The sequence below is a fragment of the Enterobacter sp. BWH52 genome, from assembly GCF_001037565.1.
GTDB classification, from domain to species: Bacteria; Pseudomonadota; Gammaproteobacteria; order Enterobacterales; family Enterobacteriaceae; genus Enterobacter; species Enterobacter hormaechei_C.
Genome location: NZ_KQ089854.1, coordinates 528,712 through 549,106 on the forward strand (window position 1 = coordinate 528,712; position 20,395 = coordinate 549,106).

Annotated in this window: 18 protein-coding genes; 13 read left to right on the forward strand and 5 right to left on the reverse strand. The window is 59.6% G+C overall.

Going from position 1 to position 20,395, the window contains the following annotated elements:
• Positions 1–26 precede the first annotated feature (26 nt).
• The 5 genes from SK47_RS02515 to SK47_RS02535 all read left to right on the forward strand — a co-directional run bounded on the left by SK47_RS02515 (position 27) and on the right by SK47_RS02535 (position 7,252).
• Complete coding sequence (locus SK47_RS02515; protein ID WP_003863053.1) at positions 27–713, forward strand: hydrolase; 687 nt, start codon at positions 27–29, stop codon at positions 711–713.
• 61 nt (positions 714–774) lie between these two features.
• Complete coding sequence (locus SK47_RS02520) at positions 775–996, forward strand: DUF1427 family protein (protein ID WP_003863054.1); 222 nt, start codon at positions 775–777, stop codon at positions 994–996.
• Entirely contained in the window at positions 993–1,253 is a 261-nt protein-coding gene (locus SK47_RS02525; protein ID WP_023324098.1) for a XapX domain-containing protein, read from the forward strand. Before SK47_RS02520 ends, SK47_RS02525 begins: the two co-directional genes overlap by 4 nt.
• Positions 1,254–1,276: 23 nt before the next feature.
• On the forward strand, positions 1,277–1,657 hold the full coding sequence (locus SK47_RS02530) for a response regulator transcription factor (protein WP_048243475.1): 381 nt from the start codon (positions 1,277–1,279) through the stop codon (positions 1,655–1,657).
• 9 nt (positions 1,658–1,666) lie between these two features.
• Positions 1,667–7,252: a trifunctional serine/threonine-protein kinase/ATP-binding protein/sensor histidine kinase gene (locus SK47_RS02535; protein ID WP_048243477.1), complete on the forward strand. Its 5,586-nt coding sequence runs from the start codon at positions 1,667–1,669 to the stop codon at positions 7,250–7,252.
• Positions 7,253–7,255: 3 nt separating this feature from the next.
• On the opposite strand, the gene SK47_RS02540 is transcribed toward SK47_RS02535, so the two are convergent.
• Positions 7,256–7,873: a response regulator transcription factor gene (locus SK47_RS02540; protein ID WP_003863061.1), complete on the reverse strand. Its 618-nt coding sequence runs from the start codon at positions 7,871–7,873 to the stop codon at positions 7,256–7,258.
• Positions 7,874–8,173: 300 nt separating this feature from the next.
• Here SK47_RS02540 and SK47_RS02545 point away from each other — a divergent pair, with 300 nt between their 5' ends.
• Both SK47_RS02545 and SK47_RS02550 read left to right on the forward strand, forming a co-directional pair.
• Positions 8,174–8,779, forward strand: a complete 606-nt coding sequence (locus SK47_RS02545) for an ATP-dependent Clp protease proteolytic subunit (protein WP_003863062.1) — start codon at positions 8,174–8,176, stop codon at positions 8,777–8,779.
• A gap of 134 nt (positions 8,780–8,913) precedes the next feature.
• Positions 8,914–10,035 (forward strand): ribosomal protein uL16 3-hydroxylase, encoded by a 1,122-nt coding sequence (locus tag SK47_RS02550; protein ID WP_048243478.1) that lies wholly within the window; start codon positions 8,914–8,916, stop codon positions 10,033–10,035.
• Positions 10,036–10,073: 38 nt separating this feature from the next.
• On the opposite strand, the gene SK47_RS02555 is transcribed toward SK47_RS02550, so the two are convergent.
• Entirely contained in the window at positions 10,074–10,259 is a 186-nt protein-coding gene (locus SK47_RS02555) for a hypothetical protein (RefSeq protein WP_010427252.1), read from the reverse strand.
• A gap of 219 nt (positions 10,260–10,478) precedes the next feature.
• Between SK47_RS02555 and SK47_RS02560 the strand changes: the two genes are divergently transcribed.
• From SK47_RS02560 to foxA, 3 genes are all read left to right on the forward strand, one after another.
• A complete protein-coding gene (locus tag SK47_RS02560) occupies positions 10,479–10,712 on the forward strand; it encodes a DUF2171 domain-containing protein (protein ID WP_003863067.1) in 234 nt (77 codons plus the stop codon).
• Between the two features lie 134 nt (positions 10,713–10,846).
• Complete coding sequence (locus SK47_RS02565; RefSeq protein ID WP_045342556.1) at positions 10,847–11,803, forward strand: helix-turn-helix domain-containing protein; 957 nt, start codon at positions 10,847–10,849, stop codon at positions 11,801–11,803.
• A 121-nt stretch (positions 11,804–11,924) separates the two neighbouring features.
• Positions 11,925–14,033 (forward strand): ferrioxamine B receptor FoxA, encoded by a 2,109-nt coding sequence (gene foxA / locus SK47_RS02570; RefSeq protein ID WP_111947409.1) that lies wholly within the window; start codon positions 11,925–11,927, stop codon positions 14,031–14,033.
• An 81-nt stretch (positions 14,034–14,114) separates the two neighbouring features.
• Here foxA and SK47_RS02575 read toward each other — a convergent pair whose 3' ends face one another.
• Positions 14,115–15,530 carry an aminotransferase-like domain-containing protein gene (locus SK47_RS02575; protein ID WP_003863072.1) on the reverse strand — a complete coding sequence of 472 codons (1,416 nt, stop codon included), beginning with the start codon at positions 15,528–15,530 and terminating at the stop codon, positions 14,115–14,117.
• A gap of 176 nt (positions 15,531–15,706) precedes the next feature.
• Between SK47_RS02575 and SK47_RS02580 the strand changes: the two genes are divergently transcribed.
• Positions 15,707–15,868, forward strand: a complete 162-nt coding sequence (locus SK47_RS02580) for a DUF1127 domain-containing protein (protein WP_003863073.1) — start codon at positions 15,707–15,709, stop codon at positions 15,866–15,868.
• A gap of 85 nt (positions 15,869–15,953) precedes the next feature.
• Here the strand turns inward: SK47_RS02580 and SK47_RS02585 are convergent, their stop codons facing one another.
• Positions 15,954–17,342 (reverse strand): MocR-like pyridoxine biosynthesis transcription factor PdxR, encoded by a 1,389-nt coding sequence (locus SK47_RS02585; RefSeq protein WP_048243480.1) that lies wholly within the window; start codon positions 17,340–17,342, stop codon positions 15,954–15,956.
• 102 nt (positions 17,343–17,444) lie between these two features.
• Here SK47_RS02585 and SK47_RS02590 point away from each other — a divergent pair, with 102 nt between their 5' ends.
• Entirely contained in the window at positions 17,445–17,924 is a 480-nt protein-coding gene (locus SK47_RS02590) for a carboxymuconolactone decarboxylase family protein (protein ID WP_003863077.1), read from the forward strand.
• On the opposite strand, the gene SK47_RS02595 is transcribed toward SK47_RS02590, so the two are convergent.
• Complete coding sequence (locus SK47_RS02595) at positions 17,911–18,813, reverse strand: LysR family transcriptional regulator (protein ID WP_003863079.1); 903 nt, start codon at positions 18,811–18,813, stop codon at positions 17,911–17,913. The two genes, SK47_RS02590 and SK47_RS02595, sit on opposite strands and share 14 nt — an antisense overlap.
• A 100-nt stretch (positions 18,814–18,913) precedes the next feature.
• On the opposite strand from SK47_RS02595, the gene SK47_RS02600 reads away from it, so the two are divergent.
• Positions 18,914–20,329: an aldehyde dehydrogenase family protein gene (locus SK47_RS02600; protein ID WP_048243481.1), complete on the forward strand. Its 1,416-nt coding sequence runs from the start codon at positions 18,914–18,916 to the stop codon at positions 20,327–20,329.
• Positions 20,330–20,395: the final 66 nt, after the last annotated feature.

Consider the following 20,395-nt stretch of genomic DNA (forward strand, 5'->3'; position numbering starts at 1 on the left):
AACCTTTAACCTCACTGGATAATCTTATGACCACTTCTAAGCTCGAAGTCTTAACCCCTGCCAACTGTCAGATCATTTTCATCGACCACCAGCCTCAGATGGCGTTTGGCGTGCAGTCGATTGACCGCCAGGTGCTGAAAAACAACACCGTGGCGCTGGCGAAAGCGGCTAAGGTGTTCAACATCCCAACCATCATCACCACCGTTGAGACTGAAAGCTTCTCCGGCAATACCTATCCGGAACTGCTGGACGTGTTCCCGGGCCAGGACATTCTGGAGCGTACCTCCATGAACTCCTGGGACGACCAGAAAGTGCGTGACGCGCTGAAGGCCAACGGCAAGAAGAAAGTGGTTGTCGCCGGTCTGTGGACCGAAGTGTGCAACAACAGCTTTGCCCTGTGCGCGATGCTGGAAGGCGACTACGAAATTTATATGGTGGCGGACGCCTCCGGCGGCACCTCCAAAGAAGCCCACGACTTCGCGATGCAGCGCATGATCCAGGCGGGCGTGATCCCGGTGACCTGGCAGCAGGTGATGCTGGAGTGGCAGCGTGACTGGGCGCGCAAAGAGACCTACACCGCGGTGATGGATATCGTGCGCGAGCACTCCGGCGCCTACGGCATGGGCGTGGATTACGCCTACACCATGGTGCACAAAGCGCCGTCTCGCCAGAAGAGCGAGCACCGCACCTTAGCGCCGGTTCCGGCTCGCTAAGTCCCGTCGGCGGGCTGGTCCCTCATCCGGCTCGCCGCTGCCTCTTTCTCTGGAGTTCACAATGAGTACTGGGCTGATATCCCTTGCGGCAGGCGTGTTGATTGGCCTGATGTATGCCGTGCTGAAGGTGCGCTCCCCCGCGCCGCCAGCGCTGGCGCTGATTGGCCTGCTGGGGATGCTGGCGGGTGAACAGGCGATGCGTCATCTTTTATCCCGCGATAATCCGGCTGCCGTGCAGGTGACGGTTCCCCACGTTCAACACCCGACCGGAGCGTCATCATGAAGGCCTGGATTATTTCGCTGGTGTGCGGGGCCGCGGCTGGGGTACTTTACGCCCTGCTCGACGTACATTCCCCGGCGCCGCCGGTCGTCGCGCTGCTAGGCCTGTTCGGCATGCTGGTGGGTGAACAGCTGATCCCCATCGGGCGTCGTCTGGTGAGCCGCGAACCGCTGACCCTGGCCTGGTTTCGTCATGAATGCGTACCGAAAATCAGCGGTACTGCGCCCCCCGCGCCCGCGAAGGAAAGCCGCGACGCGTAACGATTTGTTTGAGGAAAGACAGCATGACGCTGCCGTGGCGCATTGCCATCATTGATGACGAACGCTCTGTTCGCAGCGGGCTCAGTAACCTGCTGCAATCGGAAGGGTATGCTACCGATACCTTCGATTCGGCAGAGGTGTTTTTGAGCCACCCTCTCGCCCTGTCCGGCGCGTCGCTGGTGATCACCGACATCAAGCTACGCGGCATGAACGGCATCGAGCTGTTTGAGAAGCTGCGGTTGCTGGCCACGCCGCCACCGCCAATACTGTTTATCTCCGGTCATGCTGATGAAAATATGCAGCGGTATGCACTCAGTCTGGGCGCCGCTGCATTTTTGCGTAAGCCGATTAACATCGATATTCTGCTGGATCATATTCATCGGGAGCTGACCCGCCGACAATAAGGATCGCGGATGAACGAACATACGTCGCCTGCATTTTGGCCCGCCCGGGGAAGTCTCCATGAAGGGCGGGCTTTTGTTCTGAAAGAGGATGTCATTTTTACCGTGCTGGCGCAGGAGGGCGGCATCTCCTGGATGAACGGGCGGCATCCCCAGTCCGGCGGTTCGTTTATTATTGCCACCGCGGTCAGCGATGAAGAAGAGGAGCGGGCAACGCGGCTGCTGAAAAACGAGTTTGCCCTGCGCGACCGGCTTCATGACGGCTGGGCTATCCGGCCCGTCGCTTCAACCCAGTACCGCGGACGTTTTGCGCTGGTCTACGCGCCGTTCTGCTTTGAACTGCTGGCGTGCCGGGCAGGTAAGGCGATTTCCGGGATCGCCCGCTTTATCGAAATGGCGATCCGCATCTGCGGTCCCCTGCGCCAGATGCATCTGCACAACCTGATCCACGGCGATATCAAACCCGGGGCGTTCTTCGTTCATCACGACGCCACCTGCCGTCTTTGCAGCTTCGGTCTTTCCTGCGGCACCTCCGACGCGTTCTCCCAGTCCCGGCTTGCCGCGTCTGGCGGCACGCCCGCCTACATGTCACCGGAACACACCACGCGTACCCGGCGCGCCGTCGACAGCCGGAGCGATCTCTACAGTCTGGGTATCGTGCTTTATGAACTTCTGACCGGGCGATTGCCGTTTGAACTGAGCGCTGATGACCAGACCAACTGGGCGCATTACCACATTGCCTCTGAGCCGCTTGCGCCGGGGCGGGTGCGCCCGGACGTACCCGGCATGCTGTCGACCATTATCCTTAAGCTGCTGGAGAAGAATCCGGAGAATCGCTATCAGACCGTCGACGGGCTGATTGCCGACCTCAGGCGCTGCCAGGCGACGCTGACCGCCGAAGGTGAGATCGTCGACTTTATTCCCGGCCAGCAGGATCGCTCTCCGGCGATCCATCTTGCCGATTCGCTTTTCTCTGCGCATCCGCAGGCCAGCGACGTCATCGCCGCGTTTGAGCGGGTCAGCCAGAGCGGTGCGCCGGAACTGGTGACGATTGGGGGGCCTTCGGGGATCGGCAAATCTTCCGTGATCGCCACCACGCTGAAATCGCTGCAACAGCGCAAGGTGCTGCTGGCGGTGGGCAAGGTCGATCAATATTCTCCCACGCTGCCCTACGGCGTGCTGAGTTCGGCGTTTCGGACGCTCACGCTGCACCTGCTCGGGCTGCCAGCCGGGGAGGTGGCGACGTGGAAAATCCGTCTGTCGCGCGCGCTGGAAGGCTTCGAGGAGCTGGCCGTCAGCCTGGTGCCGGAGCTGAATTTACTCCTTGAGAACAAACCGCGTTTCTCCGCGGATACCTTTTCCATCGACGCGCGGGCGCGCTTCAGCCATATGGTGCTGGCGCTGGTGAAAACCTTCGCCACCCAGGGCGCGCCGCTGGTGCTGCTGCTGGATGATGTGCAGTGGATCGACGCCGCCAGCCTGCAAACGCTCGATCACCTGCTGCGCGCCTGCGGCGCCATCCCGCTGCTGGTGGTGGTGGCGCACCGCGATCTCAGTTCGCTTTCCGATCCCACCTTGCAGACCGCGCTGGCGAGCCTGCCGGAGGCGGCGCAATACGCCACGACGATTGTGCCGCAGCCGCTGTCGGTGAAGGCCGTGGCGCGCTGGCTCGGGGGGATTTTTCATGCCCGCAGTACGGGCACCGCCGATCTTGCCACGCTGATCCATGAAAAAACCGGCGGCAACCCGCTGTTCGTGCAGGAGTTTTTCCGTCGCATCGTCGATGACGGACTGGTGGTGCACAACAAATATCAGGGGAAATGGCATTACGATCTCCAGGCCATCCGCGCCCGGCACTACACCGAAAACGTGGTGACGCTGGTACTTGAACAGCTCAAGGAGATGCCCGTCGAGACGCGCCGCCTGCTGGGCTGCATCGCCTGCCTCGGCTGCACGGGCGAGCTGGAGATGCTGTGCCGCGTGGTGGGGCGGTCGGCGGCGGAAATCCGCTACGCGCTTCACCCGGCGGTTACTGCTCAGCTGATTGTGCTGACGGAGAAAGAGTACGCTTTTACTCACGATCGGGTGCAGGAAGCCGCCTTTGCCCTGCTGGATGAGGGCGAGAAAAGCCATCTGCACCTGACCACCGCCAGCCTGCTGGCGGATGCCGCACGGCAGACGGCGGGCAACGAACTGCTGTTCCGCGCGGTTCACCACGTCAGCGCCGCGCTGGACTGCATCCAGCCTGCACCCCAGCGGCAGCGATTCCGGGAGCTGAGCCTTCAGGCCGCGCGGCGTGCGAAGCGTACCGGCGATTACCTTTCCGCCTTAAGCTATATCCAGACCGCCAGAGCGCTGGGGAATGCGGGCCCGGTCTCGGACTTTATGCTGGATATCGAAGAGGCGGGCTGTGAGTTTGCGCTCGGGCACCTGGAGCGTACGCGTGCGCTGTGCGATGCGATCCTCGGTTCACCGGGCGGGCTGACGGAGAAAGCGCTGGCCGCCAACCTGCTGGCGGAAGTGTATATGCGCCAGTCGGAGATCCGACTGGCGCTGGAGGCGTCGTTATGCTGGCTGGGCGTGTTCGGGATCCAGATCAGCCGCTACCCGGAAAATGCCGAATGTGACGAGGCCTGGCAGCAGTTCTGTCAACGCACCGCCGACGCGCCGCTGAACCCGTTTTCTCAGCTTAAGCTGATGGAGAACGCAGAGACCGAAGCGGTGATGAACCTGCTTTACAGCGCCAGTATTTTCGCCAGCTTTACCTGCCCGCGCCTGCACTTTTTACTCCTGTGCCGGATGATGCACCTCACGCTCGATCACGGCATCACCGGCGCCTCCACCACGGCGATGGCCTGGTTTGGCGTGCTGATTGGTCACCGCTACGCCGAATACCGTCTCGGATTTGAGTACGGCACGCTGGCTCGTGAGCTGGTGAACCGCCACGGCTATGATGCCTATGAAGCCAAAACTCTGCTGCCGCTCGACCAGCTCAGCGTCTGGACCCAGCCGCTGTCGTACACTATCGAGTGCGCAAAGGCCTGCTTTACCTCGGCGGTGACCCACGGCGACATGACGATGGCCTGTTTCGCGGCCTGTCATCAGATCATTAACTTCCTCTCCCGGGGCGATCATCTGGATGGCGTGCTGACCAGCATCGATCGCGGTCTGGCCTTTGTACGCAAAACGGATTATCAGGACATTGAAACCGTTCTGCACATTCAGCGCCGCTACGTGGAGTTTTTACGCACGCCGGTGACGGGCCCATGGAGCGCCGCCCAGGCGCTGCCTGACGATCTGCTGCCCGCGCCGCCGGAGCAGGCGCCCGAGCAGACCTCGACTATGCTGTTCTGGTACTGGCTCTATCGCGGGATGGCGCACTTTTCCTGCGGCGAATACGCCGACGCACAGGCGGATTTAGAGAGGGCGGGCTGGTATGCGTGGTCCGCGCCGGGTCATATTCATCTGCTGGATTACCATTTTTACAGCGCGCTGGCGCTCTCCCGTCAGCTCACGCCGGAGACCTTCTCGGCGGATTATCGCCGCAGTATTCATCACCATTACGACAAAATTGCCCTCTGGGCGCGGATCAATTCGGGCACGTTTGCCGATAAAGAAGCGCTGATTTACGCCGAAATCGTCCGTCTGGACGGCATGAACAGCATCGCGCTGGAGCAGTATGAAAAAGCGGTGCGGCTCTCGCGGGAGGGTGGCTTTAACCCGATCAATGCCCTGGCGCACGAGCTGGCAGGGCGTTTCTCGCTGGCCTGCGGCTACCCGACCGCCTCCGACGCCCATTTCCGCGGCGCGATTGCCGCCTGGGGGCGCGCCGGGGCGCAGGCCAAGGTGCGCCAGCTGGAGCAGGATTTCCCGCATCTGCTGGCCTCCGGGCAGAGCCGCGCGTATGACACGGCGGCCTTCGCCCAGAACGAGGTGATCCGCGATTTACAGAGCGTCATCAAAGCCTCACGCGCCTTGTCCGAAGAAATTAACCTCGAGCGTTTAATTGAAAACCTGATGACGCTGCTGCTTGAACGGGCCGGGGCGCAGCGTGGCCTGCTGCTGCGCGTTAGCGATAATCACATCCCGGAGATCGAGGCCAGTGCCTGGACCAGTACCGACGGGGTGCGGGTGCGCATCCTGAAGGCGTCACCGATGGCGACGGACATGCCGCTGTCGGTGCTGGCCGCAGTGATCCGCACCGGGCAGGAGATCCGCACCGGCAAACCGGAGGAGTTCCACCCGTTCAGCCAGGATCCGTATCTGGTGACGTCCGGCGCCGCCGTGATGTGTGTCCCGATGTTCAAACAGGCGCGGCTGGTGGGGGTGCTGTATCTGGAAAACCGCCTGATGCCGGAAGTGTTTACCGCCGAACATTCGCGCGTGGTCAGCCTGCTGGGCGCGCAGGCGGCGGTTTCGCTGGAGACGGCGCGGCTTTACGCCGAGCTGCTGGCGGAAAACATCCAGCGCCGACGGGTGGAGAAAGAGCTGCGCGCCAGCCAGACCTCACTGATGCTGGGCGAGCAGATCAGCCATACCGGCAGTTGGCGCTGGGAGCTGGTGCAGGATCTGATGTTTATGTCTGAAGAGTACGCCCGTATCCTTGGCCTGCCGGAGCAGCAAAAGATGATCTCAATGGCGGAGTTTTTAACCTTCGTGCATGAGGACGATTATGGCCGGATCAGCACCCTCGTTAACCAGAGCGTGCGCGACGGGCTGTCGATGCGCGCGGAGTTTCGCATTATCCGCACCGACGGCTCCGTTCGCTACATCCTCGGGATTGGCGATCCGGTCGGCGTCGGCAGCGAAGTGAATGAGTATTACGGCATCATTACCGACATCACCAGCCAGCGGGCGGCGGAAGATGCGATGCGGGTGGCGCAGGCGGATCTGGCGCGAGTCTCACGGGCCACCACCGTCGGGCAACTGACCTCCTCGATCGCGCACGAGATCAACCAGCCGCTGATGTCGATTGTCTCGAACGCCGGCGCGAGCCTGCGCTGGCTCAACCGCGATCCGGCGCGGCTGGACAAAGTGCGCGAGGGGCTGGAGGAGATCGCCGCCGAGGGCGAGCGGGCAGGGGAGATCATTCGCAGCATTCAGTCTCTGACGCGCAAGCAGGACCCCACGTTTACGCGTATTGATCTGCACTTCCTGATCCACCACATCATTATGCTTTCACGCAGCGAACTTGAGCTGCGACACATAAGCGTTGATTATCTTCTGAACGCTGACGACAGCTTTATCATCGGCGACAGCGTGCAGATCCAGCAGGTGCTGCTTAACCTGGTGATGAATGCGATGGAAGCGATGGCGGAAGTGACGGATCGCCCGTGCAGCATCACGATCTCCACCGCGAACTGCGGCGAGGGGAAGGTGATCTTTGAGATCGCCGATACCGGCAGCGGCATTGAGCCGGAGCTCACCGAGCGGATCTTTGACTCGTTCTATTCGACCAAAGCGCAGGGAATGGGGATGGGGCTGACCATCAGCGCCAGCATCATTGAACGGCACCGGGGGAAACTGAGCGCGCGCCGCAGAGAGCCGTACGGCACGGTATTTACCTTCGCGTTGCCGCTTGCCGGACAGGAGGAGTAACGGTTATTCCACTGGTTGATGTTTGGTCAGGCGCTCGACGGCCCTGACCAGTTCGGCCACGGAGCGGACCTGCATTTTCTCCATTACCCGGCGGCGGTGCACTTTCACCGTGATCTCACTGACGCCCAGCTCGGCGGCGATCTGCTTGTTGAGCTTGCCGCTGATGGCCAGCTCAAGCACCTCATGCTCGCGCGGCGTGAGGGACATGTGGCGCTGCTTCAGGGCGTAGTGCTCTTTGACGCGGGCGGCGTTGTGCTGTGCCAGTCTGAGCGCGGATTCGATGGAGCCGATGAGCGCGCTGGATTCAACGGGCTTAGTGAGAAATTCGTAGGCTCCGCCTTTGATCGCCCGGACGGACATAGGGATGGTGCCGTGACCGGTGAGAAAGATGATCGGTATTTCCCGCCCGCTGGCTTTCAGCGCATCTGCGACATCAAATCCGGTTATCGTGGGCATCTGCATATCGAGGATCACGCAGGAGGGCAGATCCTCAAAGGGATGGCTGAGAAAGGCTTCTGCTGAGGAAAAGCCAAGGGCGTGCATATCCGCGGATTCCAGCAGCCTGACAACGGACTGTCTGACTGTGTCATCGTCATCAACCACATAAACAATGTGTTCCATTCACCGCCCCGGTGTGTGATCAGTAAATCATCGACAATAAAATAGCGCCTTTTTGAACGTAAGCGACTGTTTGCTATCCTCATTCATACTAACACATTAATTATTATTATCATTTACCAATATGAAGATGATATGAAAGTGTAATAAAAATGTGGCGAATTAGTTAGGAGTGGAGCGCTGTTTTTAGAGACCTTTCCGGGGGCGGAGCCAGCGCACGACACGCGATGTTTTGTGTGAGGACGCCGACGGGTAAAACAGGCTACACTCTGATTTTGAGCGCGACAAGCTGAGGACATAACGATGCACTACACACTGAAAAGCAGTGACGATAAAGAAAAAGCGGAAGGAACAAACGGCGCGGGCGCTCTACAGCAAAAACTGCTGGAATCCCGTTCGATTGTCATCTCCGGTGAAATCAACCAGGAGCTGGCCCAGAAAGTCATCACTCAGATGATCCTGCTGCAAAGCGTCAGTAACGATCCGATCAAGCTGTACATCAACAGCCAGGGCGGCCATGTAGAAGCGGGCGATACCATCCACGACTTCATTAAGTTTATCCGTCCGGAAGTACACGTTATTGGCACCGGCTGGGTGGCAAGCGCCGGGATCACCATCTTCCTGGCGGCGAAAAAAGAGCACCGCTACTCGCTGCCTAATACCCGCTTTATGATCCACCAGCCGCTGGGCGGCGTGCGCGGTCAGGCAACGGATATTGAGATCGAAGCGCGGGAGATCATCCGCATGCTGGAACGCGTGAACAAGCTGATTGCCGACGCCACCGGCCAGCCGCTGGAGAAAGTGAAGAAAGACACCGACCGTAACTTCTGGATGTCACCGGCGGAAGCGCTGGACTACGGCATCGTGGGCAAACTGATCACCCATTATGACGAGCTGAACCTGGATTAAGTTTTAGCCCGCGTGTGCGTCGGGTGACGGCTTCGCCTTACCCGACCTACACGCGCTCGATTGACCCATGACAAGTTCCCCCTCTGCTTTCTTACCTATAATCGCGCCTGTTTACCCTCTCACTGGTGCTAACCATGGCGTATCAACTGAACCTGAACTGGCCGGAATTTCTTGAAAAATACTGGCAAAAACAACCCGTTGTACTGAAAAATGCCTTCCCGAATTTTGTCGACCCCATTACCCCTGATGAACTGGCGGGTCTGGCGATGGAGCCGGAAGTCGATAGCCGCCTGGTAAGCCACGCTAACGGCAAGTGGCAGGCGAGCAATGGCCCGTTTGAGCATTTCGATAACCTCGGTGAAACCGGCTGGTCCCTGCTGGCGCAGGCGGTGAACCACTGGCATAAGCCCGCCGCAGAGCTGGTGCGTCCGTTCCGCGTCCTGCCGGACTGGCGTCTCGATGACCTGATGATCTCCTTTTCTGTCCCGGGCGGCGGCGTTGGGCCGCATATCGATCAGTACGATGTGTTTATCATCCAGGGGATGGGCAGCCGCCGCTGGCGCGTGGGTGACAAGCTGCCGATGCGTCAGTTCTGCCCGCATCCGGCTCTGCTACATGTCGATCCTTTTGAGCCGATCATCGACGAAGATCTGGCGCCGGGCGATATCCTCTACATTCCGCCTGGATTCCCGCATGACGGCTTCACCCATGAAACCGCGCTCAACTACTCTGTCGGTTTTCGCGGGCCGAACGGTCGCGATCTGATCAGCAGCTTTGCCGACTATGCGCTGGAGAACGATCTGGGCGGCGAACACTACAGCGATCCGGATCTGACCTGCCGCGAACACCCGGGCCGCGTGGAGCAGTACGAGCTTGATCGCATTCGCGAGATGATGATCGACATGATTAGCAAGCCGGATGATTTCACGAAATGGTTTGGCAGCTTCGTCTCCACGCCACGTCACGAGCTGGATATTGCCGCCGCCGAGCCGCCGTATTCCGCAGAAGAGGTGCTGGACGCGCTTCAGGGCGGCGAAACGCTGTCGCGCCTGAGCGGCCTGCGCGTGCTGAACGTTAACGGCAGCTTCTTTATCAACAGTGAACAGCTGGAAACGGCGGATGTGAACGGGGCAGACGCGCTGTGCCGCTACACCGAGCTCGGCCAGGCCGAGCTGGGCGAGGCGCTGAATAATCCGGCGTTTGTGGACGAACTCACCGGGCTGATTAACCAGGGGTACTGGTACTTCGACGAGTAACATGAGGCGGCGTTTAGTCAGCCTAAACGCCGCTACGTTCAAACCAGCATATTACACGCCTTCCAGTAGTTAAGAAGCCGCTCATCGTCGCGCTCTTTCTCCGCTTTGATTTTCATCGCCTGGGCGAGATTTTCTCGCGATACTTCATGGCCTTTTTGCACGATGTCTAAAACCGCTTCACCAAGAGCCAGCGAAATTTCTGTCCGATTGTTGCGAATCGTCATAAATACCTCCTCGTTGGTTGCGATAAGTTAATTATGAACGGGAAATAATCAGTCGGTAATAATTCATCTCATTCTTATTTTTTCATTTCGGCGTTAAGTAGAATGAATATTCGGTTCTGTCAATGATGTTTCAAAATGCTAATAGGGCGTTTAAGCCTTAATTTATGCGCTACAGTTAATTTCGTGCAACAGGCAAATAACCGAAACAGGAGAATAATTATGGTAGATAAAAGCGCAATTAAGGATCACACTCAGGTTGTCGCCAGCTGCGGAACGCACGTCGGGGTTGTGGACCATCTTGATGGTGAGCGTATCAAGCTTGCGAAGAGCGATCCGGAATCGGGCGGCAAGCACCATTTTATTCCTCTCGGCTGGGTTGATAAAGTCGAAGATAATAAAGTTGTCCTGACCAAAAACCATAAAGAGGTTTTTGCTGAGTGGCAGGAAGCATAAATATATCTCTCGCAAGGAAATATATGCCTTCGCTCCGGCTTTGTCCGGAGCGTAATAGTGTCTGCGCCCGGTGATTGCTGCCATTGCAAATGGATGGTACTGTTTTGCCTGTCCTTTCCCGATGCAGGCCCCGAATGATGCTCCAGAGTGAAAATAGATCAGCGAAACGCATATTTTTTGTTGAAGATTTTCAGGTATTCGGCGAGCGCTATGGCATCGACTACCGTTTCCCCCAGTTAAAAGAGGCTCAGGTCAGCGGTAGCCCCGTGTTGCAGGGGAATGTTGAAGAGATGATGCTCTCGTCCGGCATTTCGCTGACCCATTCCGACGTACGTGTATTACAGCCCTATGAAACCACCTCTCGCCACAGCAGCCCGCTCTATATGCTGGTGGTGCTGGAAGGGTGCGTGACGCTCACGCTCAATGGTATCAATTATCCCGTCCGCCCGGGCATGGCGTTCAGCTCACGTCTGAGTGAAGATCAGGTAATGAGCGCGCGTCACGATGCCGACAGCACGCTGAAAACGCTCTCGTTTGGCGTGTACCCGCACGATGCCGGACGTGAAGCCTTGCTTGAGTCATTGCTTCTGGAATGGCAAAGCCTGAATGCACCCGCGTTTGTCTGGCAGGTTCCCGAGTTTGTGATGTCAGGTATTCTGCATGCGCAGCGGCAGGGGGGAAGCGTGCTCTCACGCAAGCTGTTGCTTGAGGGGCTGATGTATCAGCTGCTCGGCCATGGCCTCAACCAGCGCCAGCAGCCTTGCCCAAGCCGCCCTGAGCATGCGCGTCTTGAACGCGTGCGGAGCCTGCTGGAACAGTCTCCTGAACGGGATCATACTCTCGCGCAGCTGGCAGCCCTGGCTGCAATGAGCCCAAGCAGCCTGCGTAGCAAGTTCCGTCAGCGCTATGGCTGCACCCTCTTCGACTATCTCCGCAACTGTCGCCTTGCGCTGGCGCGCCGCTATCTGCTGGAAGGCCACAGCGTGCAGCAGGCGGCGTGGATGTGCGGGTATCAGCATGCCACCAACTTCGCCACCGCGTTTCGTCGTCATTACGGGATTTCACCGGGTGACGTGCGCAAACTCCGCTAACGTAATTTCTCCTGTCGCGCGAATGCATCCCGTGCGGTTTAGCATCGCGCATACGTAACCTGGCTGTACGCATAGCCGTTTGCACTCTCAAAAAGGTAATAATTCTTATTAACAATAAGAAATATCTCTGGAGAGGGTTATGTTTGCTAAATCGCGTCTGGCACTGCTGGTGGGATGGGTTACCGGTAGCGTCGCTTTTCCTTTACTGGCGCAGGATGCCCAAAAAACTGACACCGTGGTGGTGACCTCGCAGATGCAGTCTGCGGCCACCAAGCTTGAAACACCGGATATTGAAACCCCGCAGTCGGTCTCTATCGTCACGCGCGAGCAGTTCGAAGAGCAGGGCGCAACCAGCGTGCGTCAGGCCGTGAGCTACACGCCGGGGGTCTACAGCAACCAGATCGGGGCGTCAAACCGCTTTGACTACATGGTGCTGCGCGGCTTCTCGGACGGCAGTCTGGACAACGTCTACCTCGACGGCCTGAAGATGATGGGCGACACCAATTCCCACAGCTCGCTGGTGGTTGACCCGTGGTTCCTGGACAGTATCGAAGTCGTGCGCGGTCCGGCCTCCGTGCTCTATGGCCGCTCATCGCCGGGCGGGATTGTGGCGCTCACCTCCCGTAAGCCATCGTTCGATCCTGGCGGGGAGATTAAGCTCTTCGCCGGTAACAATAACCAGCGTGGGGCGATGTTCGACGTGACCGGCCCGGTTGATGATAACGACCGCGTGGCGGTGCGCCTCAGCGGGATGACCCGCTATGCTGATTCCCAGTTCGATCCGCTCAAAGAAGAGCGTTACGCCCTGATGCCGAGCCTGACCTGGCGTATCACCGACAACACCCGTCTGGATCTGATGGCCTACCTGCACCGCGATCCGGAAGGCGGCAGCCACTCCGGCCTGCCATATGAGGGCACCGTTGTACCGCACAGCGGTAAGAAAATCTCCAACACCTTCTTCGAGGGCGAGGACGATTACGACAAGTACGATCGTCGGGAAAACATGGTCGGCTATAACATCGAGCACCTGTTTGACAGCGGCTGGTCTGTGCGCCAGAAGCTGCGCTACCTGCACACCAAAGTCGAGCTGAACCAGGTGTATGCCGCAGGCTGGCTGAATGACACCGAGCTGAATCGCGGCTATTCCGGCTCTGACGAGAAGATGAACGCCATCACCCTGGATAACCAGGTCGACGGCAGCTTCGACACCGGGGAGGTGAACCACCGCGTGCTGATCGGCATGGACTATCAGGACCGCACCAACAACGTCACCGGCTACTACGGCGGCTTCCCGCCGATTGACGCTTTCCATCCTGTTTACGGCGCGAAGCCGGACTACATCACCCAGTACAGCAGGGAAAAACACAAGCTGCGCCAGACCGGCTACTACCTACAGGATCAGATGTCCATTGACCGCTGGCGCCTGACGCTGGGCGGGCGTTACGACCAGGTGAGCGTGTCGAACGTCGACAACTTTAACCACACCCGCAGCGATCTGGATAAAAACAACTTCAGCAGCCGCGCGGCGCTGCTGTATCTGTTTGATAACGGCGTTGCGCCGTACGTCAGTTACTCTACCGCCTTTACGCCGACCAGCTTTGCCGACGAGCAGGGCAATATCCTGGATCCGATGAAGGGCAAGCAGTGGGAAGCGGGCGTAAAGTATGAGCCAGAGGGGATGAACAGCCAGTTCAGCGCCTCGGTGTTCCGCATCAACCAGAAGAACATTGCCACTAAAGAGGAGCCGACCGATCCGTACCGTTCCATTGGTGAAATCGAATCCGAAGGCGTTGAGCTGGAGGCGATTGGTCAGCTGACCGACAGCCTGCGTATGCAGGCGGCGTACACCTACACGGATATTCGCTACAAGAAGAGCAGCCCGGAAGAGGAGGGCAAGCGCGCCGTTTATGCCCCGCGTAACATGGCCAGCGCCTGGCTGAGCTACGACGTCAAAACCGGCCTGCTGGACGGCCTGACCGTCGGCTCCGGCGTGCGCTATGTCAACGGGATCGCCAGCGATCGCCAGAACACCCATACGCTTCCGTCGTACACGCTGGTGGATATGACCGTGGGGTATGACCTGTCGAAAGTGGGGCTCACGGGCGTGAGCGCGCAGTTGAACGTCAATAACCTGACGGACAGAAGCTACGTCGCGGCCTGTAACTCTCTCTCTTACTGCTACTTCGGTGCAGAACGCAGCATTGTGGGCAGCGTTTCGTGGAAGTTCTGAGTTGTTGATTTTGCCGGGGGGCGGGAGCGGTTTTCTCCCTCTCCCTGTGGGAGAGGGGCGGGGTGAGGGCAAAATGCCGCACTACTCCTCCATCGCAATCACAATCGCTTCACCCATCTTTTTTAATGCCTCGCGATTTTTGTCTGTCGGCGGCAGCGCTACGTTGATCCGCAGGCAGTTGCGGTACTTCCCGGAGGCGGAAAACAGCGACCCGGCCGCGGCCTGGATCTTCAGCCGGCACAGCTGCTTGCTGACGCACACCATATCGACCGTCTCCGGCAGCTCAACCCACAGCAGGAAGCTGCCCTGCGGGCGGGTGACGCATATCTCTGCCGGAAAATACTGCCGCACCCAGCAGGTGTAGGTCTCCATATTCTGCTGATAAATCTGGCGCATACGCCGCACGTGGCGATGGTAATGGCCGTCGCGGATAAACGCCGCCACCGCCATCTGCGTGCCCGGCACGTTAAACCCGCCCGCGGCGTACTTCATGTGCATCACCCGATCGTAATAGCGCCCCGGCACAATCCAGCCGACGCGCAGGCCCGGCGCCACGGTCTTGGTAAACGAACTGCATAACAGCACGCGACCATCAATGTCCATAGAATGAATGGTGCGCGGACGCGGATACTCCGCCGCCAGCTCGCCGTAGATATCATCCTCAACAATCACGATATCGTGCCGCTGTGCCAGGGCTAAGACCTGCTTCTTCCGCGCCTCCGGCATGATAAACCCGAGCGGGTTATTGCAGTTTGGCACCAGGATCACCGCCTTGATCGGCCACTGCTCCAGCGCCAGCTCCAACGCTTCGATGCTGATCCCGGTTTCAGGATCGGTGGGAATTTCAATGGCCTTGATGTCAAAGCCGCGCAGCATCTGCATGGTGCCGTGAAACGACGGCGATTCCACCGCCACGATATCCCCCGGTTTGCACACCGAGAGCAGGGCGATCGACAGCGCGCCGTGGCAGCCGTTGGTAATGACAATTTCGTTTGCCGCGACGGTGGAGCCGCCGTCCAGCATCAGGCGGGCGATTTGCTCGCGCAGCTCCAGGCGCCCGTCGAGCACGTCATAGCTCAGCATCTCGCCGGGGTTATGCTGCGCGATGCGGCTCATCTCGCGCCACAGGGGCTTCAGGCTCGGCTGGTTAATGTCCGGCGAGCCGCCGCCAAAGGAGATCATCTCTTTGTCGGCGCGGGCGTCCAGCAGCATCATCACCTCATCCCACTGGGTAACGTCCACCGGGCGCTGCACCGGACGGGTCATCGCCGGGACGGGCGGCTGGGCTTTGCGTTTCGAGACGAAATAGCCGGAGCGCGGCTGAGGCGTGATCAGCTGGAGGTTTTCGAGGATCTGGTAGGCCTGCTGTATGGTGCTGATGCTCACGCCGTGCTCCTGGCTCAGCGTGCGTACCGACGGCAGACGTTCGCCGCTGCGATACAGCCCTTGTTCAATGCGTTCCGCCAGGAGGTTGGCCAGATGTTGATAGCGCGTCATGCTGTATCCTTTGTTTTCACCATACAGAGCATTAAACCAGTACAGATGGATGAATAAACCACCATGCAGATACCGTTTTAGCGGATCTGTATGGTAAACAAAAGCAGTTTTTGAATCTGTATTGTACTGGCCGTTTTCCATGATGATAACCCCACTGGCATAGCGAGGAGAGCATCATGGAATTCTACGAGAATCGTTCAAAACGTCCGTTTATCGCGTTTGTCTGGGTAGCGAAAACGCTGCGTAACTGGTATCGCATCAACCGTACCCGCCGTATTCTGAGCCAGATGAGCGACGAGCAGCTCAAGGACGTCGGGTTATCGCGATATGATGTGTGAGCATAGGGTTGCCTGGTGGCGCTACGCTTACCGGGCCTACAGGAGACCGTAGGCCGGGGAAGGCGCAGCCGCCACCCGGTGGTTTTCAGCTCAACAGTTCCAGCGTCTGCCGTTTCGGCCTTTCCAGCAAATCCAGCGCCTCCTGATACGACCGCACATTGTTATAGCCCATCACCAGCCCGTAGCGTTTTCCTGATCCGTGATACCACGCCGAAAGCGCATTGACCTGCAATTGCTGTTCCTGCCAGCAGCGGGCGATCTCCCGGTCAGCGCTTCCCTTTGCGAGGAACGCGACAATATGCATCCCGCCGTCGTTTTGCTCGGTGAAAAACAGATCGCCATAGACCTCACGCAGGGCGGCAATCATCCAGTCGCGGCGGGTCTGATAGAGCGCGCGCATCTTTTTCAGATGACGGAAAAAATGCCCTTCGTTGAGAAACGCGGTGAGGATCTTTTGCGTCAGCACCGGCTGGCCGCTGGTGAGGATGTCCGCGCTGTCGGTAAACACGCCGACGGTGCTGGCGGGCATCACCACGTAGCCCATGCGCAGCGATGGCATGATGGTTTTGCTGAAGGTGCCCATAAAGATCACCCTGTCGTGCTGGTCGAGGCTTTTCAGCGACGGCAGCACTTTGCGGGTGTAGTGAAATTCGCCGTCATAATCATCTTCGATAATCCACGCCTCGTTTTGTGACGCCCAGTCGAGCAACTGCTGCTTGCGCGGCAGGGAGAGCGTCACCGCCAGCGGGCTCTGGTGCGACGGAGTAACGATGGCGAAGCGGGCATCGTGGTGATTACGCAGCAGGTAGTCCGTATCCATCCCTGCGCGATCGACCGGCACGGTGTGCAGGCGGGGCACAATGCGCTTGAGCAACTGCTGCCCCATAAAGTAGCCTGGATCCTCAAATACCACCTTATCGCTGCGGCTGGCGAGCGTGTCGAGGATCAGGCGCAGGCTGCCGCTGTAGCCGCTGGTGATCATTACCTGTTCCGCGGTGCAGGATAACCCGCGCGAGATATTGAGATAGCGGGCTATCGCCTCGCGCAGCGGATACCAGCCCAGCACCGGCGGATTGAGCATTTCATCCTGACGCATGGCGCGCGTCGCCTGGCCCGCCAGCAGCAGCCATTTTTTATAGGGGAAGCTGTCGAGCGCGGGAATGCCGGGGCGCAGAAAACCGGCCCGTTCGCGCTGGCTAATCAACGACGCCGGCAGCGTGCCGGTCGCTTGTTCTGTGGGGGCGTTTTGCGCGGGCAGCAGAAGATCCGGATTCACCCGCGTCCCGCGCGCGCCCTGGCTCACCAGATACCCTTCGCCCGTCAGAATGGCATACGCCGTCTCGACGGTTTTGCGCGCCACCTTCAGCTCTTCCGCCAGCACGCGGATGGCAGGTACCCTGTCGCCCGGCTTCAGCACGCCGCGCATGATGTTGTCGCGATAGCGGGAATAAATCTCGTGATAGCCCGGCTTCATGTCCTACCTCATTTCATGATTTTTGTATCTTTTTACTATGTCATGAACGGCGTAGATTTGCTTCATCGCATGACACATGCCGCACAAAAAAGAGGAAAGACAATGAGCACTCGCGTAAACCACCACAAAGCCACACCTGCACTCACCAACGCGCTTTCCGCCCTGAGCATGGAAGTGGCGAAAACCTCTATTGATCCGGCGCTGAAGCACCTGATCGACATTCGCGTGTCGCAGCTGAACGGCTGTACGTTCTGTCTCGATATGCACTCAAAAGAGGCGAAAATTGCCGGCGAGCGCGAGCTGCGCCTGTACCATCTGGCGGCCTGGCGCGAGTCCCCGCTGTTCAGCGCCCGTGAAAAAGCGGCGCTGGCCTTCACCGAAGCGCTGACCCAAATCGGCGTTCACGGCGTGAGCGATGCGCTGTACCGCAGCGTGGCGGAGCACTTCTCGGACGTGGAGATTTCAGAGCTGAACTTCGCCATCGTGGCGATCAACGCCTGGAACCGCCTGGGCATTACCTCCCGCATGGAGCCGGGCTCGCTGGATGCGGCGTACGGGCTGAACAAGGCTAACCTGGAATAATCCCGCGCTCGCGGATCATCGCCACCAGCGCCCGCAACCCCGGCGGGACGTGGCGATGGCCGGGGTAGTACAGGCGCAGCCCGGCAAACGGCTGCGCCCAGTCGTTTAAGACGCTCACCAGCTCCCCGCTTTTCAGCTCGTCCTGAATATAGATTTCCGGTAAAAATCCCACCCCTAACCCCGCTTTTACGGCGCGGATCGAGGCAAAAAGATCGGACGTCGCAAAGCGCGGCGGCACGGCAAGGGCGTACGTTTCCCCCCGACGGGCCAGCTCCCAGCGGTAGATCCCGCCGTGGGCCATACGCATGCCGATCCCCTGATGTGAAAGCAGATCGTCCGGCGTCTCGGGTATGCCGTGACGGGCGAAATAGTCCGGCGTGGCGGTGACGAGCTGGCGGATCTCACCGGTCAGCGGCACAGCGATCATGTCCTGCGGAACGGACTCTTCGAGGCGGATCCCCGCGTCATAGCCTTCCGCTACGATGTCGATCATCCTCGCTTCGCTCACCGTTTCCACGCGCATTTTCGGGTAGCGGATCATGAAGTCGATCAGCAGCTGGTCCAGAAACAGGGTGCCGATATGGTTCGGCACGTTGAGGCGCAGCGTTCCGGCGGGTTCCCCGGTGTCGCTGTGGATCTCTTCCCCGGCGAGGCGGATCTCCTGTAGCGCCGGGCCGATACGCGCCACGTAGCGCTGTCCGGCGTCGGTGAGCGCCACGCTGCGGGTGGTGCGGTTGAAAAGCCGCGTCTCAAGGCGGCTCTCCAGCCCGGCGATGGCGTTGCTGACCGCCGTGGCGGACATCCCCAGTTCCTGCGCCGCGCCGCGAAAGCTGCCGCGCCGCACCACCGCCATCACCACTTCCAGCTCTGTCAGACCTGAACGATGCATAGATTATCCTGAAAATCGAAACAACCCTTGCAGCATAGCGTGGATTATCGCAACGGAGAAGGCGTGACAGACTGGGCTCACACAGCCTGAGGAGGTTTATATGCACACCATCGAACAGATCTTTATTAACGGCGAGTTTGTTACCCCGCACGGTACCGAACGGTTTGATTTGTACAATCCGGCGACGGCGCAGGTCATCGGCCAGGTTCGCCTGGCGGATGAGGTTGACGCTGAACGCGCTATCGCGGCGGCGAAAGCGGCGTTTCCGGCGTGGTCGCAGACCACAAAGCAGGAACGCATCGCCGCGCTGAAGCGCATGCACGCCGCCGTGGCCGCTCGTCACGACGCTCTGCTGGAAGCGGTCATTGAAGAGTACGGCGCGCCCGCCTCGCGCTCGGCGTGGATGGCAAGCTATCCGGCAGAGGTGATTGCTCAGGCCATCGAGGCGCTGGAGGCATTTGAGTTTGTCACCTCCGCAGGTGCCGCAACGGTGCAGATGACGCCGCTCGGCGTGGCCGGGCTGATTACGCCGTGGAACAGCGATGCGGGGTTTATCTGCGGCAAACTGGCGGCCGCGCTAGCGGCGGGCTGCACGGCGGTCATCAAGCCGAGTGAAATGAGCGCCCTGCAAACGCAGATTGTCACCGAAGCGCTGCGCGACGCTGCGCTGCCGCCGGGCGTGTTTAACATCGTCACCGGACGCGGCGAGACGGTGGGCGAAACCCTCAGCCGCCATCCGGACGTCGCGAAAATCTCGTTCACCGGTTCCACGAATACCGGCAAGGCGATCCTGCGCAACGCGGCGGAAAGCTTTAAGCGCGTAACGCTGGAGTTGGGCGGTAAATCGCCGACGATCCTGCTGGATGATGTGGATCTCGAGCAGGCGATCCCGCTGGTGATCCAGGCCGGGTTTATGAACAGCGGGCAGGCGTGCGTGGCCGGGACGCGCATTCTGGTGCCTTACTCGCGCAAGGCGGAGATCGAAACCGCGCTGGCGCAGGCCGTGGCGGCGGTGAAATCCGGCGACCCGCGCAACAGTGCGACAGACGTCGGCCCGATGGTCAGCGAAAAGCAGTGGCTGCGGGTGCAGGGCTATATCCGCAAAGGAATCGAAGAAGGGGCGCGCCTGCTGGCGGGCGGCGAAGGGCGACCGGACGGCACGCGGGACGGCTGGTTCGTGCGTCCGACGCTGTTTGCAGGCGTGAACAATCGGATGACCATTGCCCGCGACGAGATTTTCGGCCCGGTGCTGTGCGTAATCCCTTATCAGGACGAGGCGGAGGCGATTGCCATTGCCAACGATACCGAGTACGGCCTGAGCGCGATGGTGCTGGGCGGCGATGTGGACCGCGCGCGACGCGTGGCACAGCAGATTGTTTCCGGTCGCGTGCTGGTGAACACCCTGGCTCATGAACCGAAAGCGCCGTTTGGCGGGTTTAAGCACTCCGGCGTGGGGCGCGAGATGGGCGAGTGGGGGATCCGCGCGTTTATGGAGCCGAGGTCGGTTCTGGGCTAAAGCTTCGCTCTTTACCGAAGCATTGTGCTTTTCCATCCTGCATTCTCTCCTCAACATCACAGCGGA